At 57.9% G+C, this 23,179-nt stretch carries 22 protein-coding genes; 13 read left to right on the top strand and 9 right to left on the bottom strand.

Annotation, left to right across the window (positions count from 1 at the left end):
- Nucleotides 1-13: 13 nt before the first annotated feature.
- Both ETAA8_RS14080 and ETAA8_RS14085 read right to left on the bottom strand, forming a co-directional pair.
- On the bottom strand, nucleotides 14-811 hold the full coding sequence (locus ETAA8_RS14080; protein ID WP_145089137.1) for a DNA alkylation repair protein: 798 nt from the start codon (nucleotides 809-811) through the stop codon (nucleotides 14-16).
- 1 nt (nucleotide 812) lies between these two features.
- Nucleotides 813-2,378 carry an APC family permease gene (locus ETAA8_RS14085; RefSeq protein ID WP_145089140.1) on the bottom strand — a complete coding sequence of 522 codons (1,566 nt, stop codon included), beginning with the start codon at nucleotides 2,376-2,378 and terminating at the stop codon, nucleotides 813-815.
- Nucleotides 2,379-2,744: 366 nt separating this feature from the next.
- On the opposite strand from ETAA8_RS14085, the gene gcvT reads away from it, so the two are divergent.
- From gcvT to ETAA8_RS14135, 10 genes are all read left to right on the top strand, one after another.
- Nucleotides 2,745-3,863: a glycine cleavage system aminomethyltransferase GcvT gene (gene gcvT / locus ETAA8_RS14090; protein WP_145089143.1), complete on the top strand. Its 1,119-nt coding sequence runs from the start codon at nucleotides 2,745-2,747 to the stop codon at nucleotides 3,861-3,863.
- Between the two features lie 82 nt (nucleotides 3,864-3,945).
- Nucleotides 3,946-4,338 carry a glycine cleavage system protein GcvH gene (gcvH, locus tag ETAA8_RS14095; RefSeq protein WP_145089146.1) on the top strand — a complete coding sequence of 131 codons (393 nt, stop codon included), beginning with the start codon at nucleotides 3,946-3,948 and terminating at the stop codon, nucleotides 4,336-4,338.
- A gap of 57 nt (nucleotides 4,339-4,395) precedes the next feature.
- Nucleotides 4,396-5,790 carry an aminomethyl-transferring glycine dehydrogenase subunit GcvPA gene (gene gcvPA, locus ETAA8_RS14100; protein ID WP_145089149.1) on the top strand — a complete coding sequence of 465 codons (1,395 nt, stop codon included), beginning with the start codon at nucleotides 4,396-4,398 and terminating at the stop codon, nucleotides 5,788-5,790.
- 65 nt (nucleotides 5,791-5,855) lie between these two features.
- On the top strand, nucleotides 5,856-7,316 hold the full coding sequence (gene gcvPB, locus ETAA8_RS14105; protein ID WP_145089152.1) for an aminomethyl-transferring glycine dehydrogenase subunit GcvPB: 1,461 nt from the start codon (nucleotides 5,856-5,858) through the stop codon (nucleotides 7,314-7,316).
- A gap of 5 nt (nucleotides 7,317-7,321) precedes the next feature.
- On the top strand, nucleotides 7,322-8,068 hold the full coding sequence (locus ETAA8_RS14110) for a lipoate--protein ligase family protein (protein ID WP_145089155.1): 747 nt from the start codon (nucleotides 7,322-7,324) through the stop codon (nucleotides 8,066-8,068).
- Nucleotides 8,069-8,400: 332 nt separating this feature from the next.
- On the top strand, nucleotides 8,401-9,081 hold the full coding sequence (locus tag ETAA8_RS14115) for an FHA domain-containing protein (RefSeq protein WP_145089158.1): 681 nt from the start codon (nucleotides 8,401-8,403) through the stop codon (nucleotides 9,079-9,081).
- Nucleotides 9,082-9,299: 218 nt separating this feature from the next.
- The gene (locus tag ETAA8_RS14120; RefSeq protein ID WP_202921829.1) at nucleotides 9,300-9,920 is read left to right on the top strand and encodes an RNA polymerase sigma factor; all 621 of its coding nucleotides are present in this window, start codon (nucleotides 9,300-9,302) and stop codon (nucleotides 9,918-9,920) included.
- Nucleotides 9,907-10,662 (top strand): anti-sigma factor family protein, encoded by a 756-nt coding sequence (locus ETAA8_RS14125; protein WP_145089161.1) that lies wholly within the window; start codon nucleotides 9,907-9,909, stop codon nucleotides 10,660-10,662. The genes ETAA8_RS14120 and ETAA8_RS14125 overlap by 14 nt, the downstream gene beginning before the upstream one ends.
- 258 nt (nucleotides 10,663-10,920) lie before the next feature.
- Nucleotides 10,921-11,364 carry a hypothetical protein gene (locus tag ETAA8_RS14130; RefSeq protein ID WP_238397763.1) on the top strand — a complete coding sequence of 148 codons (444 nt, stop codon included), beginning with the start codon at nucleotides 10,921-10,923 and terminating at the stop codon, nucleotides 11,362-11,364.
- Between the two features lie 163 nt (nucleotides 11,365-11,527).
- Nucleotides 11,528-12,457 (top strand): outer membrane protein assembly factor BamB family protein, encoded by a 930-nt coding sequence (locus tag ETAA8_RS14135; protein ID WP_145089165.1) that lies wholly within the window; start codon nucleotides 11,528-11,530, stop codon nucleotides 12,455-12,457.
- Nucleotides 12,458-12,476: 19 nt separating this feature from the next.
- Here the strand turns inward: ETAA8_RS14135 and ETAA8_RS14140 are convergent, their stop codons facing one another.
- The 3 genes from ETAA8_RS14140 to ETAA8_RS14150 form a co-directional block, all read right to left on the bottom strand.
- Complete coding sequence (locus ETAA8_RS14140) at nucleotides 12,477-13,574, bottom strand: vWA domain-containing protein (RefSeq protein WP_145089168.1); 1,098 nt, start codon at nucleotides 13,572-13,574, stop codon at nucleotides 12,477-12,479.
- A gap of 114 nt (nucleotides 13,575-13,688) precedes the next feature.
- A complete protein-coding gene (locus tag ETAA8_RS14145; protein ID WP_145089172.1) occupies nucleotides 13,689-15,473 on the bottom strand; it encodes an ABC transporter permease subunit in 1,785 nt (594 codons plus the stop codon).
- Nucleotides 15,474-16,125: 652 nt separating this feature from the next.
- Nucleotides 16,126-16,410, bottom strand: coding sequence for an acylphosphatase (locus ETAA8_RS14150; RefSeq protein WP_145089175.1), 285 nt, complete (start codon nucleotides 16,408-16,410; stop codon nucleotides 16,126-16,128).
- A gap of 227 nt (nucleotides 16,411-16,637) precedes the next feature.
- On the opposite strand from ETAA8_RS14150, the gene ETAA8_RS14155 reads away from it, so the two are divergent.
- Together ETAA8_RS14155 and ETAA8_RS14160 are read left to right on the top strand one after the other, a co-directional pair.
- Nucleotides 16,638-17,492: a tetratricopeptide repeat protein gene (locus ETAA8_RS14155; protein WP_145089178.1), complete on the top strand. Its 855-nt coding sequence runs from the start codon at nucleotides 16,638-16,640 to the stop codon at nucleotides 17,490-17,492.
- Nucleotides 17,493-17,534: 42 nt separating this feature from the next.
- The gene (locus ETAA8_RS14160) at nucleotides 17,535-18,557 is read left to right on the top strand and encodes an RluA family pseudouridine synthase (RefSeq protein ID WP_145089181.1); all 1,023 of its coding nucleotides are present in this window, start codon (nucleotides 17,535-17,537) and stop codon (nucleotides 18,555-18,557) included.
- Between the two features lie 92 nt (nucleotides 18,558-18,649).
- Here ETAA8_RS14160 and ETAA8_RS35905 read toward each other — a convergent pair whose 3' ends face one another.
- The 3 genes from ETAA8_RS35905 to ETAA8_RS14175 all read right to left on the bottom strand — a co-directional run bounded on the left by ETAA8_RS35905 (nucleotide 18,650) and on the right by ETAA8_RS14175 (nucleotide 20,606).
- On the bottom strand, nucleotides 18,650-18,877 hold the full coding sequence (locus tag ETAA8_RS35905; RefSeq protein ID WP_391484811.1) for an addiction module protein: 228 nt from the start codon (nucleotides 18,875-18,877) through the stop codon (nucleotides 18,650-18,652).
- Nucleotides 18,878-19,126: 249 nt separating this feature from the next.
- Nucleotides 19,127-19,834, bottom strand: a complete 708-nt coding sequence (locus ETAA8_RS14170; protein ID WP_145089188.1) for a hypothetical protein — start codon at nucleotides 19,832-19,834, stop codon at nucleotides 19,127-19,129.
- Between the two features lie 298 nt (nucleotides 19,835-20,132).
- A complete protein-coding gene (locus ETAA8_RS14175) occupies nucleotides 20,133-20,606 on the bottom strand; it encodes a hypothetical protein (RefSeq protein WP_145089192.1) in 474 nt (157 codons plus the stop codon).
- Between the two features lie 131 nt (nucleotides 20,607-20,737).
- Here ETAA8_RS14175 and ETAA8_RS14180 point away from each other — a divergent pair, with 131 nt between their 5' ends.
- Nucleotides 20,738-21,631, top strand: a complete 894-nt coding sequence (locus ETAA8_RS14180) for a DUF58 domain-containing protein (protein WP_145100516.1) — start codon at nucleotides 20,738-20,740, stop codon at nucleotides 21,629-21,631.
- Between the two features lie 33 nt (nucleotides 21,632-21,664).
- Here ETAA8_RS14180 and ETAA8_RS14185 read toward each other — a convergent pair whose 3' ends face one another.
- Nucleotides 21,665-23,164 carry a glycosyltransferase family 39 protein gene (locus tag ETAA8_RS14185; protein ID WP_145089195.1) on the bottom strand — a complete coding sequence of 500 codons (1,500 nt, stop codon included), beginning with the start codon at nucleotides 23,162-23,164 and terminating at the stop codon, nucleotides 21,665-21,667.
- Between the last annotated feature and the right edge of the window lie 15 nt (nucleotides 23,165-23,179).

Here is a 23,179-nt window from a genome sequence, read left to right on the forward strand (position 1 = left end):
CAATTAATCCAAATCAACACCGGCACGTCTTCTTCTTTTTTCCGAGCGTGCCGCGGGCGTGCATTTTCGCAATGTATTCGGGGGCAAAGGGTGTCTTGCACGACGTGTCGCCCATGTCGACCTCCACAATGCCGATTGCCTTCGCGATGGCCTGCGCTTTCTCTGTGAGCGGCTGGGAGTAGCCGCCACAGGAGATCACAAACATATTCATGGCGGCGCGAACGCGGTTCGGCTGCTGATGAATCGTCTTTTGCACGCGTTGCAGCAACTTGAGGAATGCGGCGAAGTCAAGTTCGTCGTCAGGCTTCACCGCAATCAGATTGCTGAGCGTGGTCCAGCCTGCGGCAGCGGTTTTCTCATCCTTGCTCTCGATCCATTTCAGCGCTAGTGCCCAGCCATGCGGCCCTTCGGCGGCTACCCAAGGGACGGTGTACTCGCTCAGCATGTACCAGTAGGCGCCCTTGAGCCAGGTTTCCAAGTCGGCTTTCGTCATTTGCATTTCGTCGGCAATCAGGCCGGCGAGGTACATGGCGTCCGAAATGCCGGTGGCATACAGATCGAGGGCCAGTTGATAGTCCTTCTTAATCCGTTTTTGGATCGGCTTCATGTCCTGAATCTTCGTGCCGAAGAAAGGCTCGCGCGCACCATGCTTCATCAGCGTGTTTTTGGTCGACTGGCTGCCGAGCTTTCGCAGTTCTTCCACAATCGCTGCGGCGGATTCAGTTCGCTTCGCTCCAACTCCCTTCGTTACCGCCGGCTTTTTCGGAGATGATTTCTTCGGCGGCGACTTCGGGACAGCTTTCTTCTTCATCTCATTTATCTCCGCCCTTCATTGCCGATTCCCTGCCCACCACAATGAAATAAACAACGACTCCGGCCACGATCAGCAGTGAGCCGGCAATCGTTTGCGGCAACGCATCGAGCAATAGGCTGACCAGGGCCGCTGCGAAGACGAGCAAATAAAACGCCGGCGTAATTGGGTAGCCCCAGGTGCGATAGGGACGAGGTAACTCGGGCCTTGTCCAACGGAGAATGAAGACGGCCCCGACGGCCATCGCATAAAAGATCGAACCGCCAAAGATGACGAAATTTGTCAGCGCATCGAAGGCCTCGCGCGGTCCACTCTTGGGAATAAATGCTTTCCGCAGCCATTGGGCGATCATGCCCACGGGTTGTGCGTCGGCAGCAACCATGGGGCTGGTGACTGGTTCCGGTCCGGGCACTGGTGGATCGGGGGCAGTCCACCAATACGCTCCGATCACCAGCACCAACGACCAGGCCATTTGGGCGATGACGGCATTGGCCGGTGTTTTGAAACGAGGATGAACATGGCTGATGGCAGCGGGAAGCAGACCGTCGCGCGCCATCGCGAAATAGATTCGGGGGCCGGCGAGCAAATTGGAATTGAGCGCGCCGAAGGTGGAGAACGTTACCCCCAGCGCGGCGAGCCACAGCCAGTGAGTGCCAAGCAGCGACCGGGTGACGTCGGTTGCCACCGCAGTGGAGTTAGCGACATCCTGCATGGGAAGCACGAGGTGATAACTGGCGTTCGCCCCCAAATAAACGGCAATTACCAGCAACACCCCTGCAGCCAGCGCGAAGGGAACATTTCGCTGAGGTTCTTTGATTTCTTCGGCGACCGGGCCAATGTTGATCCAGCCATCGTAGGGCCAGAAGACGGCGATCATGGCAATGCCCATCGAGCGGAAAAAGGCCAGCGACCAATCGGCGGGCCATATAGGTTGCAGGTTGTCGGTCTTCGCTTTGAGCAGGACGAATGGAGCCACGATCAGAAACAGGATGAACGCGACCTTGATGACCGAGGTTACGTTCTGCACCCAAGCTGCCCAGCGCGTGCCGATCACGTTAATCACCGAACAAATGATGATCAGCAGCAGCGAGACCATTCCTTGGGCATTGTGGGTGAGAGGTATATGGTCAGCGAAGAACGCGGGTAACCAGTCGGCGCTCTTGGCTGCGACCAGCAATTCATTGCCGTAAATAACCGTTGCGCACGCCAGCGCGCCGAGCGAACCGGTGCGAATAATCCAGAACTCGGTCCACCCCCATAAGAAGGCAGGCAAGCGTCCATAAGCTTCGCGCAGATAGACATACGGTCCTCCCGCCTGCGGCAGCATCGCGGCTAGTTCAGCCAAGGCAAGTGCGCCACAAAGTGTGACCAGGCCCACGACAATCCAGATCAGCATGATCGGGCCGAAGGACTGCAGTTCTGTCGCAACGGTGCTGGCCTTGAGAAAGATTCCGCTGCCGATGATCGATCCGACCACGACGGTAATCGCATCGAAGCGATTCAGCACTCGCGGCAGCGTTTCGGCGCTACTTAGTGGTTCATTGGCACTCTCGGGTCGTGAAGACATGCAGACCTTTCGCAAACCGGAAATAGACCGCTAGCGCACAAGAGAGGAATTCGCCCGCGCAGCATATCGCAGCAGCGCGGCTCTGGCGAGGCGGAAGCGAAATTCCTTGCCCAGAATCAATCGAACTTCAGCTTTCGGTTTCTCGCAAAAAATGAGGGCAAAGGATTCGATGGGTTTGGGGTAATTTCGCTGCAGTTCTGCACTCACCCACGAACCGCCAAGCTAGCGCCGCCCCTAGTTTCGCCCGACCGCCGCGATACAATGCACCTCTTGCAGTTCGATCCTTGACAACCTGAACCAATCGCTTCCCTAAATGCCCTGCCCGGCCACGTTGGCGGCTATCCGGGAAATGTTCCGGGAGATGTGATGAGCGGTGCGCTGAATCAAACGCCTCTGCACGCCTGGCATGCCGCGCACGGCGGCCGGATGGTCGACTTTGCGGGCTGGTCGATGCCCGTGCAGTACGGATCGATCATCGACGAACATCAGGCCACTCGCACCGCGGTGGGCCTGTTTGATGTCTCGCACATGGGGCGACTCCGGATCGACGGACCGGGCGGCGCTGCTCTTCTCGATCGCCTGCTGACTCGCAAGGTCACCGGCCTTGGCCCCGGGAAGATTCGTTATTCGCTCGTTTGCAAAGAGGACGGCGGTATTCTCGACGATGTGCTGGTCTATCATCTCCGCCAACCTCAGGATGCGCTCTATCACCAGTTGGTCGTGAACGCGAGCAATCGCGAGAAGATCGTCAACTGGTTTCGCAGTCAGATGCGAGCTGACGACGAAGCCACACTCACTGATCAAACCGTCGAGACCGCGATGATCGCGGTCCAAGGGCCGTCCGCTCTGCGATTGCTGGAACCCCTCGTTGGTGCCGATTTGGGCGGCCTCGCCTATTACAGCGGGGCTGAGACTTCGATCTGCGGTCACCGTGGCATTGTCAGTCGCACGGGTTACACCGGTGAAGATGGTTGCGAACTGATTGTTCCTGCTGCTGCGGCTGTCGACGTTTGGACCCGCGTGCTGGAAACTGGCAAAGATCAAGGTGCTCGAGCGGTGGGCCTCGCTGCCCGCGATACCTTGCGGCTGGAAGCTGCTATGCCCTTGTACGGGCACGAACTGAACGAGTGCATTGATCCGCTGACCGCCGATCTTGCCTGCGCGGTAAACTTCTCCGGGCGAGATTTTGTGGGGCGCGAAGCGCTGCTGGTCATTCAAGCAAAGCCGGGGCGTCCACGACGCGTGGGACTGGAACTGGTCGGACGGCGAATTCCCCGCGAGCACTATCCGATTGTCGTCGGCGGTGAGAAAATCGGCGAAGTCACGAGTGGTACATTTTCACCGACGTTGCAAAAATCGATTGCGATGGCCTATGTCCAGCCGCAATTTGCAGAAGTAGGAACGGAAGTGGCGGTCGATATCCGCGGAGCAATGGAACCGGCGCACGTGGTGAAGCTGCCGTTTTATCATTCACGGGCCAAATAGCCCGAGCGATCTGCGAGAGTGGTTGCCACTGAGTTTGTTTTCGATCATCCAGACATTTGAATCACTGATACAGAGGTTGCGCATGAAGCCCACAGAACTGTTGTACGCCGAGACGCACGAATGGGTCGCAGTCAGCACCGAAGGTGGCCGCAAGGTCGGGACGATCGGCATCACAGCCTTCGCCATCGAACAACTGACCGACCTGGTCCACATGGTTCTTCCCAAAGTGGGAACCAAAGTCGGCGCTGGTAAGGAATTTGGCGAAGTTGAATCGGTAAAGGCGGTCAGTTCTCTCTATAGTCCCGTGAGCGGCGAAATCGTAGCGGTGAATGATCAGTTGCCCGGACGGTTAGAGAAGCTGGGCGACGACCCGTACAACTCGGGATGGATGATTAAGGTCGCGCTCTCGGATGAAGCTGACCTGAATAAGTTGATGGACCATGCTGCGTATCAAAAGCAGTGTGCGTCGGAATAGTTGCCCGTTTAGCGTGGTGCTTGTTCTCATTGGTCCATTTTTTGGTTACTGGTTCTCATGCCTTATACGTACAACACGCCTGATGACGAACGGTCCATGTTGCAATCGATCGGCGTCGATTCCGTCGCCGAACTTTTTCAGTTCGTTCCGGAAGAGTTTCGGCTGCAACGACCGCTCGACATCCCTTCCGCCCTGGGCGAATTGGAACTGACGCAGCACTTGTCGGCCCTGGCCAATCGGAATGCCAGCGCGCAGCAGAAGGCCTGCTTCCTCGGCGGTGGCAGTTACGATCACTTTGTCCCCGCAGTCGTCGATGCCCTGGCTTCTCGCGGCGAGTTCTACACGAGCTACACGCCTTATCAGCCTGAAGTGAGCCAAGGCAATTTGCAGGTGATGTTTGAATATCAAACACTCATCTGCCAATTGACGGGCATGGACGTCAGCAACGCCAGTTTGTACGACGGCGGCAGCGCTGTGGCCGAAGCTGTGTTGCTGGCCATGAGTGTGACCGGACGCAACCGCGTGGTTGTCCCCGCGAGCATGCACCCTGAATATCGCCAGATTCTCGAAACCTACTTCGCGTGCTTGGGCGCGGAACTCGTCACCGTCGCCGCACCGAGTGGTTCGGTTTCGCTGGCGGATATTGCGGCCGCCGTGAATGCGGAGACTGCCTGCGTGGTGGTGCAGCATCCGAATTTCTTCGGCTGTTTGGAAGATGTGCAAGGAATCGCCAAGATCGCTCACGCCGCGGGTGCGCTGTTGATCCAGTCGTTCGATCCCCTCAGCTTGGGCTTGCTCAAGCGGCCCGCGGATATGGATGCCGATGTGGCGGTGGCTGAAGGTCAATGCCTGGGAACTCCGATGCTCTTCGGCGGGCCCTACTTGGGCATCATGGCTTGCAAGGAACAGTTTGTCCGCCGGATGCCAGGACGAATTGCCGGGCAAACGGTCGACCGTCGTGGCCGTCGCTGCTGGGTTCTGACGATGCAAACGCGTGAGCAGCATATTCGCCGCGAGAAGGCCACCAGCAATATCTGCACAAACCAAGGGTTGTTCGCCTTGCGGGCCGCAATTTATCTGTCCGAAATGGGACCGCAGGGTCTCCGCGAAGTGGCGGACCTGTGCGTTCGCAAGACAGCCTACGCGAAGCAGCAATTGACTTCGCAGCCGCGGTTTGTATCCGCCTTTGATCGGCCGACGTTCAAGGAGTTTGTCGTTCGCGATACGCAAGGTCGTGTTGCCGAAATGCTGGAGCAGGCCGCTGATGCCGGTTATCTGGCTGGTGTGCCGCTGGCTCGTTGGTATCCCGAAATGGCCGATTGCTTCCTCGTCGCCGTCACCGAGAAGCGGACTCGTCAAGAAATCGACGGGCTCGTTTCGGCTCTCTCTGCCGCCAGCAAGTCGTCGGCTCCTCGTCCGCACACTTCCCTCGCTCAAGCTGCCTGGGCGTAAGTGGCCCTGTAAGTCACTCCCCTGCCCTGCTTCGAAATACATTTGTCTTTTGCTTGCTGTTAACCATGCGAAACCTCAAATCAACCACGCTGATCTTCGAACTCTCGAAAAAAGGACGGCGTGGCGCTCACTTGCCGGCCTGCGATGTCGGCGGGCCATCCGCCGCAGAATTGCTCCCCGCGGAGGCGCTCGCGGCTGAACCACCGCCGTTGCCCGAAGTCGCCGAGCCCGAAGTCGTGCGGCACTTCACTAACCTGTCGACGCTCAACATGTCCGTCGATACACACTTCTATCCGCTCGGCAGTTGCACGATGAAGTACAACAGCAAGCGGAACGAGCGAATCGCCGGCCTGCCGGGCCTAGCTGATTTACACCCCTATCAGCCCGAAAGCACTCTGCAAGGCATTTTGCAACTCTTTCATGAGCTGCAGCAATATTTCGGCGAAATCTCCGGCCTCCCAGCCGTTTCCTTGCAACCTGCTGCCGGTGCACATGGTGAACTCACGGCACTTATGGTCGCGGCCGCTCACTTCCGCAAGTTGGGACAGAAGCGGACCAAGATTCTCGCCCCCGATAGTGCTCACGGGACAAACCCAGCCAGCGCTAAAATGGCTGGCTTCGAGTTTGTTACGGTGAAGAGCTTGCCCACTGGCAACGTCGATATGGACGATCTCCGCTCCAAGCTCGACGACACGGTCGCCGTCTTCATGATCACCAATCCGAACACGCTCGGCATGTTCGACAAAACGGTCGGCGAGATTGCCAATCTGGTTCACTCGTTCGGCGGTTTGATCTATCTGGACGGTGCGAACATGAACGCCATTCTGGGCATTGCCCGGCCTGGCGACTTTGGTGCCGACATGATGCACTACAACCCGCACAAGACCTTCAGCGGTCCGCACGGTGGCGGTGGTCCTGGGGCTGGTCCGATTTGCGTAACCGAGACCTTGCGACCGTACCTCCCCTGCCCTGTTGTCGAAAAGACGGACGGTCAATATCGCCTTGTCTATGACAAGCCCGATTCGATCGGCCGCGTCCGCAGCTTTTTTGGCAACGTCGGAGTGTTGATTCGGGCCTATTGCTATATCCGAACGCACGGACCTGATGGTCTCAAGCGAGTGTCTGAGACTGCGGTCCTTAACGCGAATTACTTGCTCAGCAAGGTGAAGCACTTCTTGCCGGTGCCACAGGGAGCTCGCTGTATGCATGAATTCGTGGCCAGCGGCCTCACGTTGAAGAAGTCGAAGGGCATTTCGGCCATGGATGTCGCCAAGCGGCTGCTTGATTATGGCTTCCATGCCCCGACGGTTTATTTCCCGCTCACTGTGCCTGAAGCAATGATGATCGAGCCGACCGAAACCGAGAGCAAGGAAACGCTCGACTCGTTTGCCGAAGTGCTGTTTCGCATTACGGAAGAGTCGGGCGAACTGTTGCACGAAGCACCGCATACCACGCCGATTAGTCGTCCCGACGAAGTGCGGGCCGCTCGTCAGCCGGTGATTAAGTGGACTCCGGCAGCGACCTAATTCCGATGACAGTTCCACTGCGCGTCATCATCGATTCGCCGGCGTCGGGCGCGTGGAACATGGCCGTCGACGAGGCAATCCTGCAGTCGACAGCCTTCGACGGGCTTACACTTCGTTTTTATCAATGGGCGGAGCCGACTCTTTCGCTTGGCTACTTTCAAGCGCTCACTGACCGGTTGCAGCATCCGGCCAGCCTTGGTTGTTCGGTGGTCCGTCGCGCCAGTGGTGGCGGTGCGATTCTTCACGATCGTGAATTGACCTACAGTCTGATTGCGCCGGTATCGGAGCGGTTTGGTGCTGCTGCACACGAACTCTATCTGATCGCGCACCGCTCACTGTGTGTCGTTCTGGCCGACTTCGGCGTCAGAGTGTCGTTGTACGAAGTTCCCTCCCCTGCCCTGCCGAAGGCAGCGGAACCATTTCTCTGCTTCCAACGGCGCAGCGGCGGAGATGTCGTACTCGCCGGCGCGAAAATCTGTGGTAGCGCGCAGCGGCGTCATTTGTCCCGTGTGTTGCAGCACGGAAGCGTGCTTTTGGGGAGTTCACTTGCCGCACCAGAACTACCCGGACTCCTTGAATTGACCGGTATGGCAATCGATCTGGCCGACTTCCGTGGGGCTTGGCTCGCTCAACTGGCCCAGAGTTTGCATGGCAATATTGTGCCAGCAGAACTTACGGCAGCAGAAGTAGAAGCAGTAAGCCAGATCTCGCAAGGGAAATTTGGCAACCATAAATGGACAGCCAAGCGGTAGTGTTTTGCCTAACGAACTTGACAGCAACGAATTTTTCGCAAGAAATTCACTGAGTTTGGTAGTTGCAAACCGCTCCCGGGTCTGATGATAATTCGAGGAGGTGACAACTGACTGTCGCTGGATCTAAGACGACTGAGGCTAATCAAATATTTCATTCGGCGTATTCTCGCCACTCAGTTTTCTTCGAAAGGCTACTAGCAGTTGCCACAGCAGGCGTACGGAGCGCTTGCACACAAGTATCATTCGCCCCGCTTCGAGATGATTTTGATCAATCCGTCATTATTCTCGTAGGGTAGGTTTGCAGATCGCAAATCGCGAAGGGAAGGCGAGTTATGCAGGTTCGATTCAAGCTGTTGAAGGGATCTCATGCGGGCAAGGAAGTCAAACTTCCGGCACCTAAGTGCTTGATTGGGCGAAATGACGATTGCCACCTCAAACCGCAAAGCGAAGCGGTCAGCAGGCGGCACTGTGTGATTTTGACAACCGATAGCGAAGTGATTGTTCGAGATTTGAACAGTCGCAACGGCACTTATGTGAACGGGGAGAAGATTTCTGGCGATACCGTGTTGCTAAACGGCGACACGGTAAAGGTAGGTCCGCTGGAATTCGAAATGATGATCGAGCACACCGCGGCCCGCATCAAGCGGCCGAAGGTCTCGGACATCAAGGAAGCCGCCACGCGGATGGTGCAAACCAATGCTTCGGCTTCCAGTCAGGATTTGAGCGACGTCACGGCGTGGCTCGACGAAGCTGACGTCAAAGCACGGACGGAAACGCGGCAATTTCGCGTCGATGATACCGCCACCGGAACCATCGCCGACGTAATGGGCGAAGCGGGTGCGGCTCAGGTCAAGGCAGAAGCGAGTCGCGAAACGGCAGAAGTGAAGGTGGACGAGTCCAAGCGTTCCGACAAGAAGCCGCCCGGCAAGTTGCCGCCTCGTCAGGCAGAGAAGGCCAAGGACTCGCGCGAAGCCGCTTCCGACATGTTGAAAAAGTTGTTTAACCGCCGCTAGCGGTTGAATTCCTCATCAATCGGCCGACAACGAGGTTTTTGTATGTCGTTGTCGGCAAGATTCTTATCTGCGAGTAGAATACTCCGCAGGGACACCGCCACCGCAGGTTTCAGGCTGGAAACGCGGTCCCTTCTTCTACTTTGCGGACGTACCCATTTATTCATTCCTGCAAGCTGCTTGCTGGTGAAACTCCCACAGCCAGGGCGGAGTACAACTGCATGACAAAGCCTCCGGCTGCTGCAAGCAGTTTAGTTCCCGATTCTTCGCCAGACTCCATGTTGCCAGACGAACTGCGTCCGCTTGTTACGCTCTGTTTACAGGGCAATCAGCGGGCAATGTTGGCGCTGGTGGATCGATTTCGCGGACAGGTGTTTGGCCTCTGTTTGCGCATGCTGGGTCAGCGTCAGGATGCCGAAGACGCAGCTCAGGAAACGTTTGTCCGAGTGCTGAAAAACCTGCATCGTTGGGATCCGGGACGGGACTTCGAGCCGTGGTTGTTGGCGATTGCCGGCAATCGGTGCCGTACTGCCTTGGCCACGCGCAAACGAAAGCCAGCGGCGGAGATTCTGCCCGAGCAGGTTCCCGATGACGGCCCGGACGAGCAAAGTGCTCAACATCTGGCCGAGGAAGTAACGTTAGCGCTAGTGGACGTGCGGGTTGAATATCGGCAAGCCTTTGTCCTGTTTCATGAACATCAAATGAGTTACGACCAGATCGCCGAAGCCATGGCGGTACCACTGGGTACCGTCAAAACCTGGGTTCACCGGGCCCGGCGCGGGTTGATCGAACGCTTGCGGCAGCGAGGCATAGTTGAGGGGGCCTCTTATGAAGTGCACTGACTTTGAAGATCGTTTAAACCAACTGCTCGATGATCGTCTGCCCGTGCAGGACGACCAGGAGCTCGCCGCGCATGCCGATCAATGTGCCGATTGCCGTGAAGTGCTGACCGCACAGGAGCATCTTTTCCGTGGCCTGCGCACGTTGCAGCGGCAAACCATGGCTCCCGATCTGGGCCGCCTTGTGTTGGCAGAAGTCGTAACTCAACCCATTTCGTTCCCCCCCATTCCGCCGCCGCGGTTTCAGCGACCGTGGGCAGCGATCCTCACCTCGGCTGCCGCACTGTTAGTGGCCGTGAGCTTGGGGACGTGGATTGCCAATCGCAGCAATCCCGCAATACCTGCCACCGGCACGAACGAGACCAGCAGCAGGCCGCTGCGTCCCGATGGTCTGGCGATCATTAAGGCCGGTCCCAAGCGGTTGCAAGCAACGCCCCACGGGTTGGCGCTTAATCCAGCGCCCAGCGGTGATTCGTCCGTCCCTTTGGACCAGCGCGCTGCCTATCGGCAGGCAATGGAATCGCTCTCAACGCATTGGCCACACTCTTCCGCTTGGACTCAGCCTTCGACCTGGCCGGTGGAGAATCTGGACGTCGAGCACTACGCCCCGAGCATTCGGCCCATTCGCGAATCCTTCGAGGTGGCCATTGATGTGCTCATGCGCACTTTGCCCGGCAAGCGGGACGTCCGGTCCTCGCCCCCTCAGGCTCTTCAACCCTACGGCGGTTGGCGAGACGTGGCCTAAGCTACCCTGCTGCCTGATTGCCCCTAACCATCATCCCGGCTGGGCGCGTCTGGATCGGTAATGGCCATCCTTGATTGGCCACAGAATCGGCAGCCTGCGCGCATTCTGTCGATATCCGTTCGTGCCGGCATAATCGTTACTGCTTCAACCGGCAGGTCTCGCTAATCGCGCAAGACCGGACTTTCCGTCATCTTTGGCTTAGCCGAACATTTTCACTGTCCGGTCTATTTTATCAGGCTGGTGGGACGATTCCCTATCTTGTCGCCCCTGCTTTCCGGCGACGTGTTGCGATCCCCCTCGCTCCCCGTTCTCAAGGTGAATCACGTGCCTAAGACCAACTCGCCCGAAGTCGAACTCAGCCGCCGCTCTAGCGATCGCCGTGCTACGAAGGAAGAACGTCGCAAGGAAAGCGTCCCTGTTGCCGCCGAACGCCGTGGAACTGACCGCCGCAAAGTACAACGCCGCCGTCAAATCGATCCCACCACCTGCGAACGCGATTATTCCGGCGAAGAGATCGAATTCATGCAAGCCATGGACGCCTACAAGCGAGCCAACGGTCGCATGTTCCCCACCTGCAGCGAAATTCTGGAAGTGATTCGCGGCATGGGCTACGTCCGCCTGAACGGCACCCCCAACCCGACCGAAGGGACCGGCAGCGACGACGTCGTCGCCTCCTCGTCGGACGAAAATCAATCTGCCTAGGCCAACTGGCCAGCAGTTCCCGCTCGGACCCACGCCGTAGACTGCGGGGCTAGTGCGCAAGCATTAGCCCCGCGGTCGTTTCTTGGCACTCTCGCCACGCCTGCGCCCGGTTGATACGCTTGGGCATCGACCAATCCGCAACTCCTCTTCCCCAAGTGTCACCATGAACATAGCTCCACGGATTATCGCGCTCAGCTCCGTCTTTGCCCTGCTCCTTCCCGCCTTCGCAACTGCGCAGCAGCGTCTGGCCTTGCAAGGTGCCGGCAAGTTGGCCATTGTCGATCGCGCGGGGAAGATCGAATGGCAAATGCCATGGGGCGGGATTCACGACCTGCATGTGCTGGCCAATGGCAATCTGATGGTGCAGCAGGGCTCGACCAAAGTCGCTGAGATCGACGTTGCCAACAAGAAAGTCACCTGGTCGTACGATGCTGCCAAGAGCAACGGCAACGAAGGAAAGAAGATCGAAATCCACGGTTTCCAGCCGCTGGCCGATGGCAGTGTGATGATTGCCGAAAGTGGTGCCAGGCGAATCATCGAAATCGATCGCACTGGCAAGCTGCTCAAAGAGTTTCCGCTCAAGGTGAACCATCCGCATCAGCACACCGACACTCGTCTGGCTCGCAAACTCGAGAATGGCAACTACCTTGTCTGCCATGAAGGAGACGGCACCGTTCGCGAATATGATTCCGCCGGCAAAGTGGTTTGGGAGTTTGAAGTCCCGCTCTTCGGCCGCCAATCCAAGGGTGGCCATGGTCCCGATTCCTTCGGCAACAAGTGCTTTGCCGCCGTGCGCCTCGCCAGCGGCAACACCCTCATTGCCACCGGCAACGGCCATAGCGTGCTCGAAGTGACTCCCGAAAAAGAGATTACCTGGAAAGTCGAGCAGCGGGACCTTCCCGGCATTACGCTCTCGTGGGTGACAACGCTGGAAGTGCTGAAGAACGGCAACTACTTGATCGGCAACTGTCACGCGGGTGCCGGACAGCCGCTAGTGATCGAACTCGAACCGAAGGCCAAGAAAGTAGTTTGGACCTTCGATCAATACGAGACCTTCGGCAACGATGTCTCCAACACCACGGCCCTCGACTAAGCCGCCAACGCCTCGCAGCTTACTTCTCCGGCACAAAACGATACGTGCCGCCATGGGCCTTGGCGATTGCTTGCATTGCCTCTTCACCATCGCGCTGCCAGAAAGCGATGGTGTGGACGACAGAGCGCGGCCTGGTTCCAATCGCCGGATCTTCCAAAATGTTCTCGGTCTGCAGATAGCGGACAGTCTGGCCCCGGTCGGTGAATTTGCCGTCCGAGAGAATGTAAATTGCATCGGGCTCGAGCGTGAGGGCGAACTTCACTGCGTCGTACGGATTGGTTTGCAACTCGTTCTTTACCGTCTTGATCCACGCCACGCAGCGGTTGATGTTCTTGGTCGTGGCTGGGGCCGCGTTGTCTTCGGGGAACATTTCGTCCGCGAACTTCATCCGTTCCGCATTCTGATCGAAAAAGATCACATAGAACAACTGCTCCGGACTGAGCCGCCGCAGCGAGTACTCCAACTCTTCTTTCGCGGCGTCAAACTTTCCTTTGCGCATGCTGTTCGAGCTATCGACGATGAAGACGAACTTGCGCCCCGCGGCCTTCACGCCAAAAAACTCCGCAGCCTTGAGCGACGAGTTCCCCGCTTCGCTCATGCCGGTCCCTTCGCCGCTGAATAGTCCGCCGATATCTCCCGTCGTATCCACTTCCAATTCGCCATCGCTCACACTGACTGCTGCTGTTTCGCCGCCGACTTGCGTGATGTCGCTCACTTCAATCTCGCCTGCTGCGACCGACGACGCCATCGATTGAACATCCTCCAGCGGTTCCAGCGTCAATTCTTCGACTTGAACAATGGCTGGCGTTTCTTCGACAAAACTCGAGGCAATGACTGTCGCCAATAGCTTTGGCTGAACAGTCACGGTGCAGAGCGCGAGCAGCACGAGCAGCAACAAATGAATTGCCAGGCTCACTAGCCAACTGGGCGACTGCCGCAGCGAAATCAGCGGAGCCGCGTCTACTTCTACAGGAGCGGGCGACGTAGCCGGAGGAGTTACCGGTGGCTCTTCCGCCTTGATCGACTTGCGCGGCTTCGCTGCACGCACCGGCGGAGGCGCAATCGGCCTTGCGGGCGAATGTTCGAATTGCAGTCCGGAATCGCTGACAGACGACATGGTCTGCCTCACGCTGCGGGGCCCCTGAGATGAGATAGCCCGATTCTCAGTGAGCCCTGCTCAGGAGTCAATCAAACTTTTTGGAGTTGATCGCACCTCGCTACGAGATCGTCATTACGCCAGGTCACGATCTTCGAACAGTGTGAGCGCCAGCAGCATTGCAATCGTGCTATAGATCGCCGCATACACAAAGCACCAGCCGAGATACACCAGCGGCACGATTCGACCGCCGGCCACACTTGCTTGCACATCGAAGTGGTCAAGCACGGGAAAGACCGTTGCAATCAACTTGCTGAAGAAGATGATTGGCGGCAATTGCTCGGCCACCACTTGCGACTGCGCCAACTGCGGCGTGAGATGCCCCAGGGCCCAAATCGTGAAGCAAATCAGCAAGTTCGGAATGAACGGCAACCGCGTCGAGATCGCCACGCTGATTGCGGTCATCACCACGACTTGCAAATAAACCAGCACCAGGCCCGGCACGGTCGAGGCCATTTCATGAAAGCACAACTGCCACGTCAACGTATAGTCGGCCCCTTCGCGCTCGTCGTATACGGGCTTGTATGCCACGCCGAGTAAGAGCACTAAACCCAGCACCGTACACATGAACAGGGTCGACCAGGCAATGCCCGAGAATTTGCCGAGGATAAAATCCAAGCGACTGACCGGCTTCGAGAGGACCGTGAGTGCCGTCTTGCCGTCAATTTCTTCCGCCAGCGAAGTACTCGCCGACCAAATCGCGGTGAACAGGCCGAGCACCGCAATCAAGCTAAAGCCCGCGTTCTTTAAACCCTTGATGTCGTTGCCAAACGAGTTCATGGGCACGATCACGAAGATTAAAAGTGCGAACACGCCAATGGCCATCACCAATCCATACACGGGCTGGGCGAAGTCGGTCTTGGCGGTGGCCAAGGTCACGGCGGTCAGCTTCGGCATGGCGGTCCGCTGCAGCAGATAAAGCAGGAATATGCCCACGACGCAGATCGCCACAATCGGCGCGGCCTTGATTTCCGGATTCGCAATCGTGCTAAACCGCGAGACGGTCAACTTGGCCGGCCCGGTCCCCATATTCTTCACATAGAACTTGCTCACGTTCCGTTCCGCGAACGGAGTGACGCCGGAACCATCGCGTCGCCAAACGGTCGGTTCGCCAGGAGTCAGATCAATGGTGATCGAAGTGGCTCCGGGCTTATTGAAGGGTGCCGTCGACACCTTGAGGTGTTGATTCGCTTCGAAAGTAAGTTGCCGAACTTCGTCGCGCCGAAAATTGGTGGGAACTTCCTGCTCAAGCGAAGCGTTCAGATCCAGCGATGGGGCGGCAATCTCAAACGAGTGGGTCGCCGTTCCTTCGGAAACCATCGCCGGCCAGCGACTCAGGCTTTCGACCATTTCGCTCGGCTTGCGGACGAACACCGTCCCCAGCACGCCGACCACCGCCATTACGACCACCACGACACCGAACGGCGCGAGCACCCCTTCGGTGACAGTCTCCCACGTTTCGTTGGCCGCGCGGGCCGAAACCAGCGTCACGGCACCAATGGCAATGACCCAACTGGCTACTGCCAGCCCGCCGAGTAGCAAGATTCCATCGAACACGCTAATCGGTGCTGCCGCATTGGCACTGGGCTGAAACCACCAGACAAGCGTGCCGACAAAAATCAGGACGGCCAGCACCGCCGAGACAATTCGCGACGCCTGTTTGTTGGCGGCCAGATTGCCCAAGCCCGGAATGCGCGAGAGGCCGAACATCAGCGCCCAGATCAGCCCGCACAGAACGAGCCCCATCAATGCTCCAATTCCCAGGATCCAAATTGGCGTCAGCGCGCTGACCAATTCGTCCTTGATATCAATGTGCAACGAGTCCAGCCAGTTGGCCAGAAACAACGGAGGGACAGCCATATCGGGCTCACGCGCTGGTCGTACGAATCGAAATTGACGGAAAAGGCCTTATGGTAGCAGTTTACGCTGTCTGACAGCAGGTGGTTCGCGCGGTTGGGCAATCTCTCCAGGAAATTCGCCGGCCCGTTTTGAATTCTGCCAGTTGCGTTGAGTTCGGCAGCGTCGCCCCGGCTCAAGGCAGCCCGTTGAACAGTCGGAAATCGATAAAGTTGCGTCACGAAGCGTTCTTTGGGTTGAAACGTAAGTGTCCACGTAGTATTGATTTACGGTGTAGTCGATGCGTTTGATATCGCCCGAAGTGCCTGTTCAGCGATTTTCTTGAACAGGCCCTAACCGGGGGGCTGTTCAGGTCTGGGTGGTGGCTTCATTTCCAGTGACTCGTTACGGACGGCAAGTTTCCCACTTCCCATTCAGCATTCAACCATAACGTTGTGACACGTCTGGTCAAAGCAACGCGGAGTGCGTAATAGTTCGCGCTGGCATCCTTGGGTGGGCGAGGCTCCTGCCGAGCCGTTAATCGTTGGTCGTCGCTTCCCTTCTGCCATTTCAATCGATTTTGAAGACGGGAGCCAATCGTCGACTACAATTTCATCGCGACCACGGCTCGGCAGGAGCCTCGCCCTCCCAGCGTTGGCTCGGATATTGTTCGCAACTAGGCAATCGAAAATGCGACGTACTTGCCACTGGCTGGGGCGGTCGATTGATGGGCGGCCGTGATATTGCCGGCCATCGAGTCGGCGATATCGGCCAGGAACTGCTCGACGTGCTCCTTCTCCCCTTCTGCCAGCAGATGCACGCGACCATCCGGCAAATTGCGGACGAATCCCGTCACCACATAACGCCGTGATATATGCCGGGCATTGGCCCGAAAGCCCACTCCCTGCACCCGGCCCGAATAGTAGACCTCGTATTGTTTGGCTGTCGTGGGAGCACTCATCGGGAACTCATCTGCGGCGACGATTAGGATCGAAAGACTGTTGTCTGCCAGTCTCCGCCCGCGGAGAAACGGGGCCGAGCGGCATTGACGCTATTTGCAAGCCACTTCTATACTTGCGATTCTCAGCTGGCATTTTCCAGTTGAAACGAACGGGCGTTTGACGAGGTGCGACCGCAACATCGCGCCTTGAGCCCGCCACTAGGGCGATTGTACGGAAATCCCTCGCTATGAAGTCCGAGAAACGACACGAACTGCAAAAAAACGAACTGGCCGATTGGCTGGGCAATCGCGTTGAAACCTACAGCGAATACTTCTGGCCCGTCGTGGGCGGAATCGTCGTCGCCTTTGTGGCCGCGATTGGCATCGCCTGGTACGTGGGCACGCAAGACGCCAAAGCGGCGACTGCCTGGAACGCCTATTTTCAAGCCTATGGCGAACGTGACCGCGAAGCCGAATTGAAAAAAGTTGCCGAGACCGATGTCGGCACCCCAGCTGCCATGTGGGCCCTGCAAGGTGTGGCCGACTTGAGCCTGGCCAAGGCCTCGAACCTGATGTTCACCGACCGGGCCGAAGCGAGCAAACATCTGAAGGATGCCGAAGACAACTACAACGCAGTCTTGAAAGAAGCCCGCGATCCTTTCCTGCTCGCGCGTGCTCAGTACGGCATGGCTCGGCTGCAAGAGACGCAATGCAAACCTGCGGAAGCACTCAAGTACTACGAACTGGTTGCCAAGAGTCAGAAAGACAAAGCACTCGGCAAAGCTGCCGCGCAAGATGTGAAGCGGATGAGCGACCCGCAGACGATCGCCTTCCTGGAATGGTTTGCTGCGCAATCTCCCAAGCGGCCCGTCCCCACGGGGCATGGCGGCATGCCGGGTATGCCTCCGCTCAACGTGCCGACCGATCTGCCCGAACGTCCCGATATCAGCTTGCCGGGCAATTTGAATCTCGATCTTCCCCAGTCACCGACCGGCGAAACAAAGCTCGAATTCCCCAAGCCTGACGATGCTCCGAAGAACGACGCTCCCAAGGCCGACGCGCCGAAGGGTGATGTTCCTCCTGCGCCTGAACCGAAGAAGTAAGGCGCTGGCCGAACGTTTGGCGGAGAGGATTTACGGTTTCCCATGTCTGCAGATGACGAGCTGATTGAGCCAGCCCCTGAGCTCGTCGTCTTGAATGAGCAAACGCAAGAGCTCGTCGTCGGCGAGGCAGACACGGGAACTCGGCTCGATGCCTTTCTGGCGAAGACTTTTCCCAAGTACAGCCGCATGCAACTGCGCCGGATCATCGGGGCGGGGGGCGTGCGGGTCAACGATCAGGGGACGAAGGTCGCTCACAAATTGCAGCCCGGCAATCGCGTCTCGATCTTTCTGCCGCCGATGCCTTCGGCCGGGCCGAACCCCGAGAACATCCCGCTCGACATCTTGTACGAAGACGAAGTGATGCTGGCGATCAACAAACCGCCAGCGATGGTCGTCCATCCTTCGCGCGGTCATTGGTCCGGCACACTCACCAGCGCGCTAGCCTTCCACTTCGACCAGTTGAGCACTGCTGGCGGCGCACATCGCCCGGGCATCGTCCATCGTTTGGATCGGGACACCAGTGGCGTCATGGTCGTCGCCAAGACCGACACCTGTCACTATGCCCTGGCCGAGCAATTCGCTGCCCGCACCACCGAGAAAGAGTACCTGGCGATCACGGCCGGCGTACCTGACCGGGATCGCGATATGATCGAACAGCCGATCGGCATTCATCCCTATCAGCGCGAGAAGATGGCCATTCGTTCAAACCACGAGACGAGCCGCGAAGCGACCACTTTCTACGAAGTGCAAGAGCGACTACGAGGTTTCGGCATTCTCAAGCTGTTGCCGAAGACGGGCCGCACGCATCAGATTCGCGTTCACTTGTCGCACATCGGTTCGCCTGTGCTCTGCGATCGCTTGTACGGCGGCCGCGCAGAAATCAGACGGGGCGAATTGAGCGGCGACCTCCGCGAGCAAGACCTCGTGCTCAATCGACAGGCTCTCCATGCCCGCCGGATTCGCTTCCTGCATCCCGAGACGAAGGAAATGCTCGAAATCGAAGCCCCCATCCCCGCCGACATTCAGCACGCCATCGATACGCTGCGTGAACTCCGCCAGCGCTAAGTCTTCCTATTCCCTCGACTCGGTACTCCGGGGAGAGGGTTAGGGTGAGGGGCTGAACTGCAACATAGCGTCTTGAATTGCAGCTACGCGCTTCATTGGTGGCGCAGTTTAGAAAGTTGAGATTCAACCTGCTCTTTGGTCAATGCCGTTGATGGGTCTGCATCGTGCGCGGCCAAGCGACGAGAAATCTCCAGCTGTTGGGCAGAAGTCAGTGGCGGAACGTCTGAGTCGTCAAGCGAATCCCAGATAGCGTCTGCCAATTGAAGTCGTTCGGCAACAGTCAACATTGGAACTGCCGCGATCGTCTGTGCTAAGGTCATATTGTCGCTCCAGTTTCGTCTTCATTGTAGCAAGATGGTTGGCAAAGTGAGTCGTCAAAAAACTCAGGATATATTCGCCTACAACGCGCTGCCCTGTGCAAAAAGGCGAGATGTTAAGTTTCGGCTGCACATCGATCTTCGTGTCGCAAAACAGCACTGGCAAAGCCAGTGACACCCGGCGAGTGGCCATAGGGGAACGACTCCGCACTGCAGCGGCGGGGGCCGAGTGAGCTATGAATCGGGAAAAGCTTACATGCCCCCGCCGTCTGCTGCAGCGCCTGGTTCGGCGTGCTGCTGCTTGTAGTATCGTGGTTCGTAGTTTTGGGTTTGAACGAGGAACTCCACAAAGAGTCTTCCGACCTCCAACACCAATTCTGTGAACACGATTAGCGGGGCGATGTGCCCTTGGTGGCCCGCAAGACGAACATGCTGCATCTTTATCAGAGGCTCTTCAACTGTGAGGTCTTCGTGACTGCTCCCAACCTGTTGAGCAACAGCGAGAATCAGTTCCCGGTAGCTGTAGTCGTAGGGTGCAATGAAAACGGCGAGGCTTTTTTCGACATACTCCCGGAACGGGACGGGGCGTCGGAGTGAGGCCTGCCTTTGCAGCACTTGACTTAACTTCTGCTCATCACCGATTGCAGCTTGGACTTCGGCCGTCAATTGCTTGTGAGCTGGGTCGTCCCGCCACCCGACCATCGTGATCGGTTGTTTGTCGAACGGCGGACCCGGCGGCTGCACGTCGAAGGGAAAGGCGAACTCCTCCATCAGCTTGAGGAGGAGAGGGTGATTTGTTCGAGTTTCACAGACGAGAATGCGCAGCTCGGCGGCGATTTGCTTGAACCGATCCTCCTGCGCCGGGTACAGCCGGCGCGCGTCCCAGAGAAAGTAAAGGTGCGTCTCGCAGTCTTGAAGCCGCTGCTCCAGCGACTTCGGGATACGGGGCTTGGCGGACACTTTTGCCTCCGGCTGGCACGAGCAATGCGGAACTTATCCCAATACGTGACAGATTCGGAACACCGCAGGTTCGCCTGGTGCCACTGGTGTTGCCGGTGCCTAGTCAGCGCGGGTGAGTGGACGGATCGCTGAAAGTTGGAGAATTTACATTTTACCAACGCGCTGCCCTGTGCAAAAAGGCGAGATGTCAAGTTTCGGCTGAAGATCGATCTGCGGAGGCCAAATCGGCACTGACAAAGCCAGTGACACCCGGCAGTCGCCGAAGAGATGTTGACCATCGCCTTATCGCGGTCGGGGACTAGAAATCCACTCGGCTGGCAGCCGGATCGCAGCCCTGCATGAACTGGAGCCAATAGTCGGAACTAGTCTGGAAATCTCCGCGGGGCGGAAGCGTCGGGCCGCCTTGGACGAGCAGGTCGCGGAACCAACGGTGGCTCTCTTCCGTTCCCGCCTCGGGCGGCCGCGGCGGGTAGTCGGCGTGCTCCCACTCGAGGAGCGGGCGACCGATGTACTCCTCGACGCACTCGACCGCCTCTTGCAGCGTCGCGAACTCAGCGCGGTAGTACAACCCTCCTTCATCCATCCCCCACACGTCGAACTCGATGATGACGCGGTTGCCCTCGCTGATCGTCGTGGTCCGCACATAACCCGGTGCGCCATCGACGGGGCGGACATCGACGCGCACGGCGTATTCCTGACCGACAGATACCTCGCGAGTTAAGTCGTCGAAAGTCAGAGGGCCTCCGCCGAAGAATGAATGTTTCTCTTGCAAGTAATCGTGTCAACGTAAGTCGGCGAAAAGGGGTCGTCAATCGCGCAAACCAAGAATGGAATTGAGTTTCTGCGCACCGTCCAAACCTACACTCGCTGGGTCGAAGTGGCGCGAGCGTGTATCATGCACCCATGGCCGTCGAAAAGTATTTAAAACCCGAAGTGATCAACCAGATCAAGCGACTCGATCTGCGCGCTCAGTTCGTCGTGAAAGGCTTCTTGCAGGGTTTGCATGCCAGCCCGTTTCACGGCTTCTCGGTCGAGTTCAGCGAGCATCGCCGCTATTCGACCGGCGACGACCCGAAGGATATCGATTGGCTCGTCTTCGCGAAGACCGACAAGTACTACGTCAAGAAGTTTGAAGCGGAGACCAACATCACCGGCTACCTGGTGATGGACCTTAGTTCGTCGATGGGCTACACGCTGCGGCAGGAACTGACGAAGTTCGATTACGCCATCTGTCTCGCGGCCTCGCTCTGTTACTTGATGATTCTGCAGCAAGATCCCTGCGGACTCATTACCTTCGACGAAAAGATCCGCGACTCGCTGCCCCCGAAGAGCAAGCGGACGCAACTGGGGAACGTCCTCGCGCACCTGGCGAAGCTGAAACCAACCGGCCCGACCGATATTGGCCGCAGCCTGACGCAGGTGGCGGCGATGCTGCGGCACAAAAGCCTGGTGATGGTCTTTTCCGATCTGCTGACCGATCCAATACCGGTTTTTCAAGCGCTGCGACGACTGCGTCATCGCGGTCACGACGTCATCTTGTTCCACATCCTGGACGAAGCTGAAGTCGCGTTTCCCTTCGACGGCATGGTCGAGTTCGAAGATCCGGAAACGAACGAGAAGGTAGTCGTTGACGCGTCTGCCTATCGCAAGGACTATCAAAGTGAGATCGAAGCCTTCCGCGCGCTCTACAAGCAAGAGTGTTTTCAAACGCGCGTCGACTATGTGCCGCTCGACACCAGCATGCAATTCGACCGCGCGCTGCTCGAGTATCTCACCAGTCGCAAAGACCGGGGCTGAGAGTGGGACAGGCAGCTTGCCTGTCATCACTTCCTACTTCTCGCGGACCCGCACTCGCTGCAAAAAGACACCGCCCCAGGTTTTCGGCTCGTCCGTTTCGATTCGGTACTTCGGTCCCAGCGACTCTCCTATTTGAGCGAGCAGTTGTTGCTTCTTGGTGGCACTCGTCGTGCGGATGAGCAGCCATGCTTCTCCCTTTGCGACCAATGCCGAGCGGGCCTTGGCGCTAAGTTGGCCGGGGTTTTTGGTGGGGAGGGGAAAAAGTTGATCGTCGGCGAAGTTCGCTCGGTATATGCCCCGCACGGGGAGCAGGCAGTATTGCAAAAAGAGAGAATCCTCGCGGGCCGGGAGTTCATCCGCCTCGATCAGCCCGCTCCGCACCAGCACGGGGGCGGGAGAAGTTTTGAGCTGCTCGTTGAGTTCCGCCACGGCCGCGCGCCAGTCTTCATTGCGGCCGGGAAGTGGCCTGCCTGTCGCGCGCAGATTCTGAATCAACCCGCTGTTGCCGACCGCGATGGCCAACAGAACTCCGATCACTGCTGGTTGCCAGTTCACATTTTTTGTCAGACTCGAGCAGAGGGCGGCCATCACCAGCGTCGGCGGCACTGCGAACAGCAGATACCGCGGATAAAAGATCGCAACCCAGCCAAAGCGCGTTGCGGTCCACGCCACGATCAGCGGGACGAAGAGCCAGCAACTGAGGACGATCAAACTTCGCTGCGAAACAACTTGTCGCCAACCGTTGGCGACGATCAAGACCACCGCCGCAATCGTCCAAGGAAAGAGGCTGAAGAGATCGAGCGCCTCGGGCCGGGCGACAAACGTTTCCCAGTTTCCCTTGCGCGCGGCGACAGTTGCAATGCCCGGAAGTGCGGGGACTATCAGCAAGCACATCAGCAGCAAGTCCATGCCCCGCTGCAACAGGAACTCACGTCGCTGGGCCGGCGCGTAAGCATAGGAGATCATCGCCAGCGCCACGACTTCGGCCACCAGCAACAATCCCGCGGTGTAATGCAGATGCACCAGCAGCGCACCAGTGATTATCCAAGCAATGCGCGCCGGCCAATTCGCCTGGGCGAGTACATTCAATAAGAGCCCGATATGCACGACCGCCAGCAACATCAGCAGCGCATAGGGCCGCGCCTCTTGCGAGTAGGCAATCGCCAGCGGATCGACGACCGTCAACCACGCGGCCAGCAGTGGCGCGGTATCGTCTTCCTCGTCACTCGCAGCGCTTACGAATTTTCTGGTCAGCCAAAAAACAGCGACCGGCAGCGAGCAGCCGGCGAGGAGGCTCGGCAGACGCAGCACAATCTCCGCCGGTCCAGGCAAGAATGTGAAGAGCCACACCAGCCAGAAGTAAAGGGGCGATTGATTGCCAATGGCTGCCCGCTCGTAGACTTCGGTGAGCGACCCGCTGACAGTCCACGAAGTGTGCAATTCGTCAAGCCAGAGACTTTCACTTGCTTGATAACAGCGCAGCACTGTTCCAACGACGACGGCAACAATGAGCAAGAGAGGAGTGGACTTCAAGGGGAACTCGGCAGG

Source organism: Anatilimnocola aggregata, from assembly GCF_007747655.1.
In the GTDB taxonomy this organism is placed as follows: domain Bacteria; phylum Planctomycetota; class Planctomycetia; order Pirellulales; family Pirellulaceae; genus Anatilimnocola; species Anatilimnocola aggregata.

What these genes read in the sequence shown, in the direction of transcription:
- gcvT (WP_145089143.1), top strand. Translation starts at nt 2,745, where the DNA reads ATGAGCGGTGCGCTGAATCAAACGCCTCTGCACGCCTGGCATGCCGCG.
- ETAA8_RS14115 (WP_145089158.1), top strand. Translation starts at nt 8,401, where the DNA reads ATGCAGGTTCGATTCAAGCTGTTGAAGGGATCTCATGCGGGCAAGGAA.
- ETAA8_RS14125 (WP_145089161.1), top strand. Translation starts at nt 9,907, where the DNA reads ATGAAGTGCACTGACTTTGAAGATCGTTTAAACCAACTGCTCGATGAT.
- ETAA8_RS14135 (WP_145089165.1), top strand. Translation starts at nt 11,528, where the DNA reads ATGAACATAGCTCCACGGATTATCGCGCTCAGCTCCGTCTTTGCCCTG.
- gcvH (WP_145089146.1), top strand. Translation starts at nt 3,946, where the DNA reads ATGAAGCCCACAGAACTGTTGTACGCCGAGACGCACGAATGGGTCGCA.
- ETAA8_RS14150 (WP_145089175.1), bottom strand. Translation starts at nt 16,410, where the DNA reads ATGAGTGCTCCCACGACAGCCAAACAATACGAGGTCTACTATTCGGGC.
- gcvPB (WP_145089152.1), top strand. Translation starts at nt 5,856, where the DNA reads ATGCGAAACCTCAAATCAACCACGCTGATCTTCGAACTCTCGAAAAAA.
- gcvPA (WP_145089149.1), top strand. Translation starts at nt 4,396, where the DNA reads ATGCCTTATACGTACAACACGCCTGATGACGAACGGTCCATGTTGCAA.
- ETAA8_RS14085 (WP_145089140.1), bottom strand. Translation starts at nt 2,378, where the DNA reads ATGTCTTCACGACCCGAGAGTGCCAATGAACCACTAAGTAGCGCCGAA.
- ETAA8_RS14110 (WP_145089155.1), top strand. Translation starts at nt 7,322, where the DNA reads ATGACAGTTCCACTGCGCGTCATCATCGATTCGCCGGCGTCGGGCGCG.
- ETAA8_RS14145 (WP_145089172.1), bottom strand. Translation starts at nt 15,473, where the DNA reads ATGGCTGTCCCTCCGTTGTTTCTGGCCAACTGGCTGGACTCGTTGCAC.
- ETAA8_RS14080 (WP_145089137.1), bottom strand. Translation starts at nt 811, where the DNA reads ATGAAGAAGAAAGCTGTCCCGAAGTCGCCGCCGAAGAAATCATCTCCG.
- ETAA8_RS14155 (WP_145089178.1), top strand. Translation starts at nt 16,638, where the DNA reads ATGAAGTCCGAGAAACGACACGAACTGCAAAAAAACGAACTGGCCGAT.
- ETAA8_RS14160 (WP_145089181.1), top strand. Translation starts at nt 17,535, where the DNA reads ATGTCTGCAGATGACGAGCTGATTGAGCCAGCCCCTGAGCTCGTCGTC.
- ETAA8_RS14140 (WP_145089168.1), bottom strand. Translation starts at nt 13,574, where the DNA reads ATGTCGTCTGTCAGCGATTCCGGACTGCAATTCGAACATTCGCCCGCA.
- ETAA8_RS14180 (WP_145100516.1), top strand. Translation starts at nt 20,738, where the DNA reads ATGGCCGTCGAAAAGTATTTAAAACCCGAAGTGATCAACCAGATCAAG.
- ETAA8_RS35905 (WP_391484811.1), bottom strand. Translation starts at nt 18,877, where the DNA reads ATGACCTTAGCACAGACGATCGCGGCAGTTCCAATGTTGACTGTTGCC.
- ETAA8_RS14120 (WP_202921829.1), top strand. Translation starts at nt 9,300, where the DNA reads ATGACAAAGCCTCCGGCTGCTGCAAGCAGTTTAGTTCCCGATTCTTCG.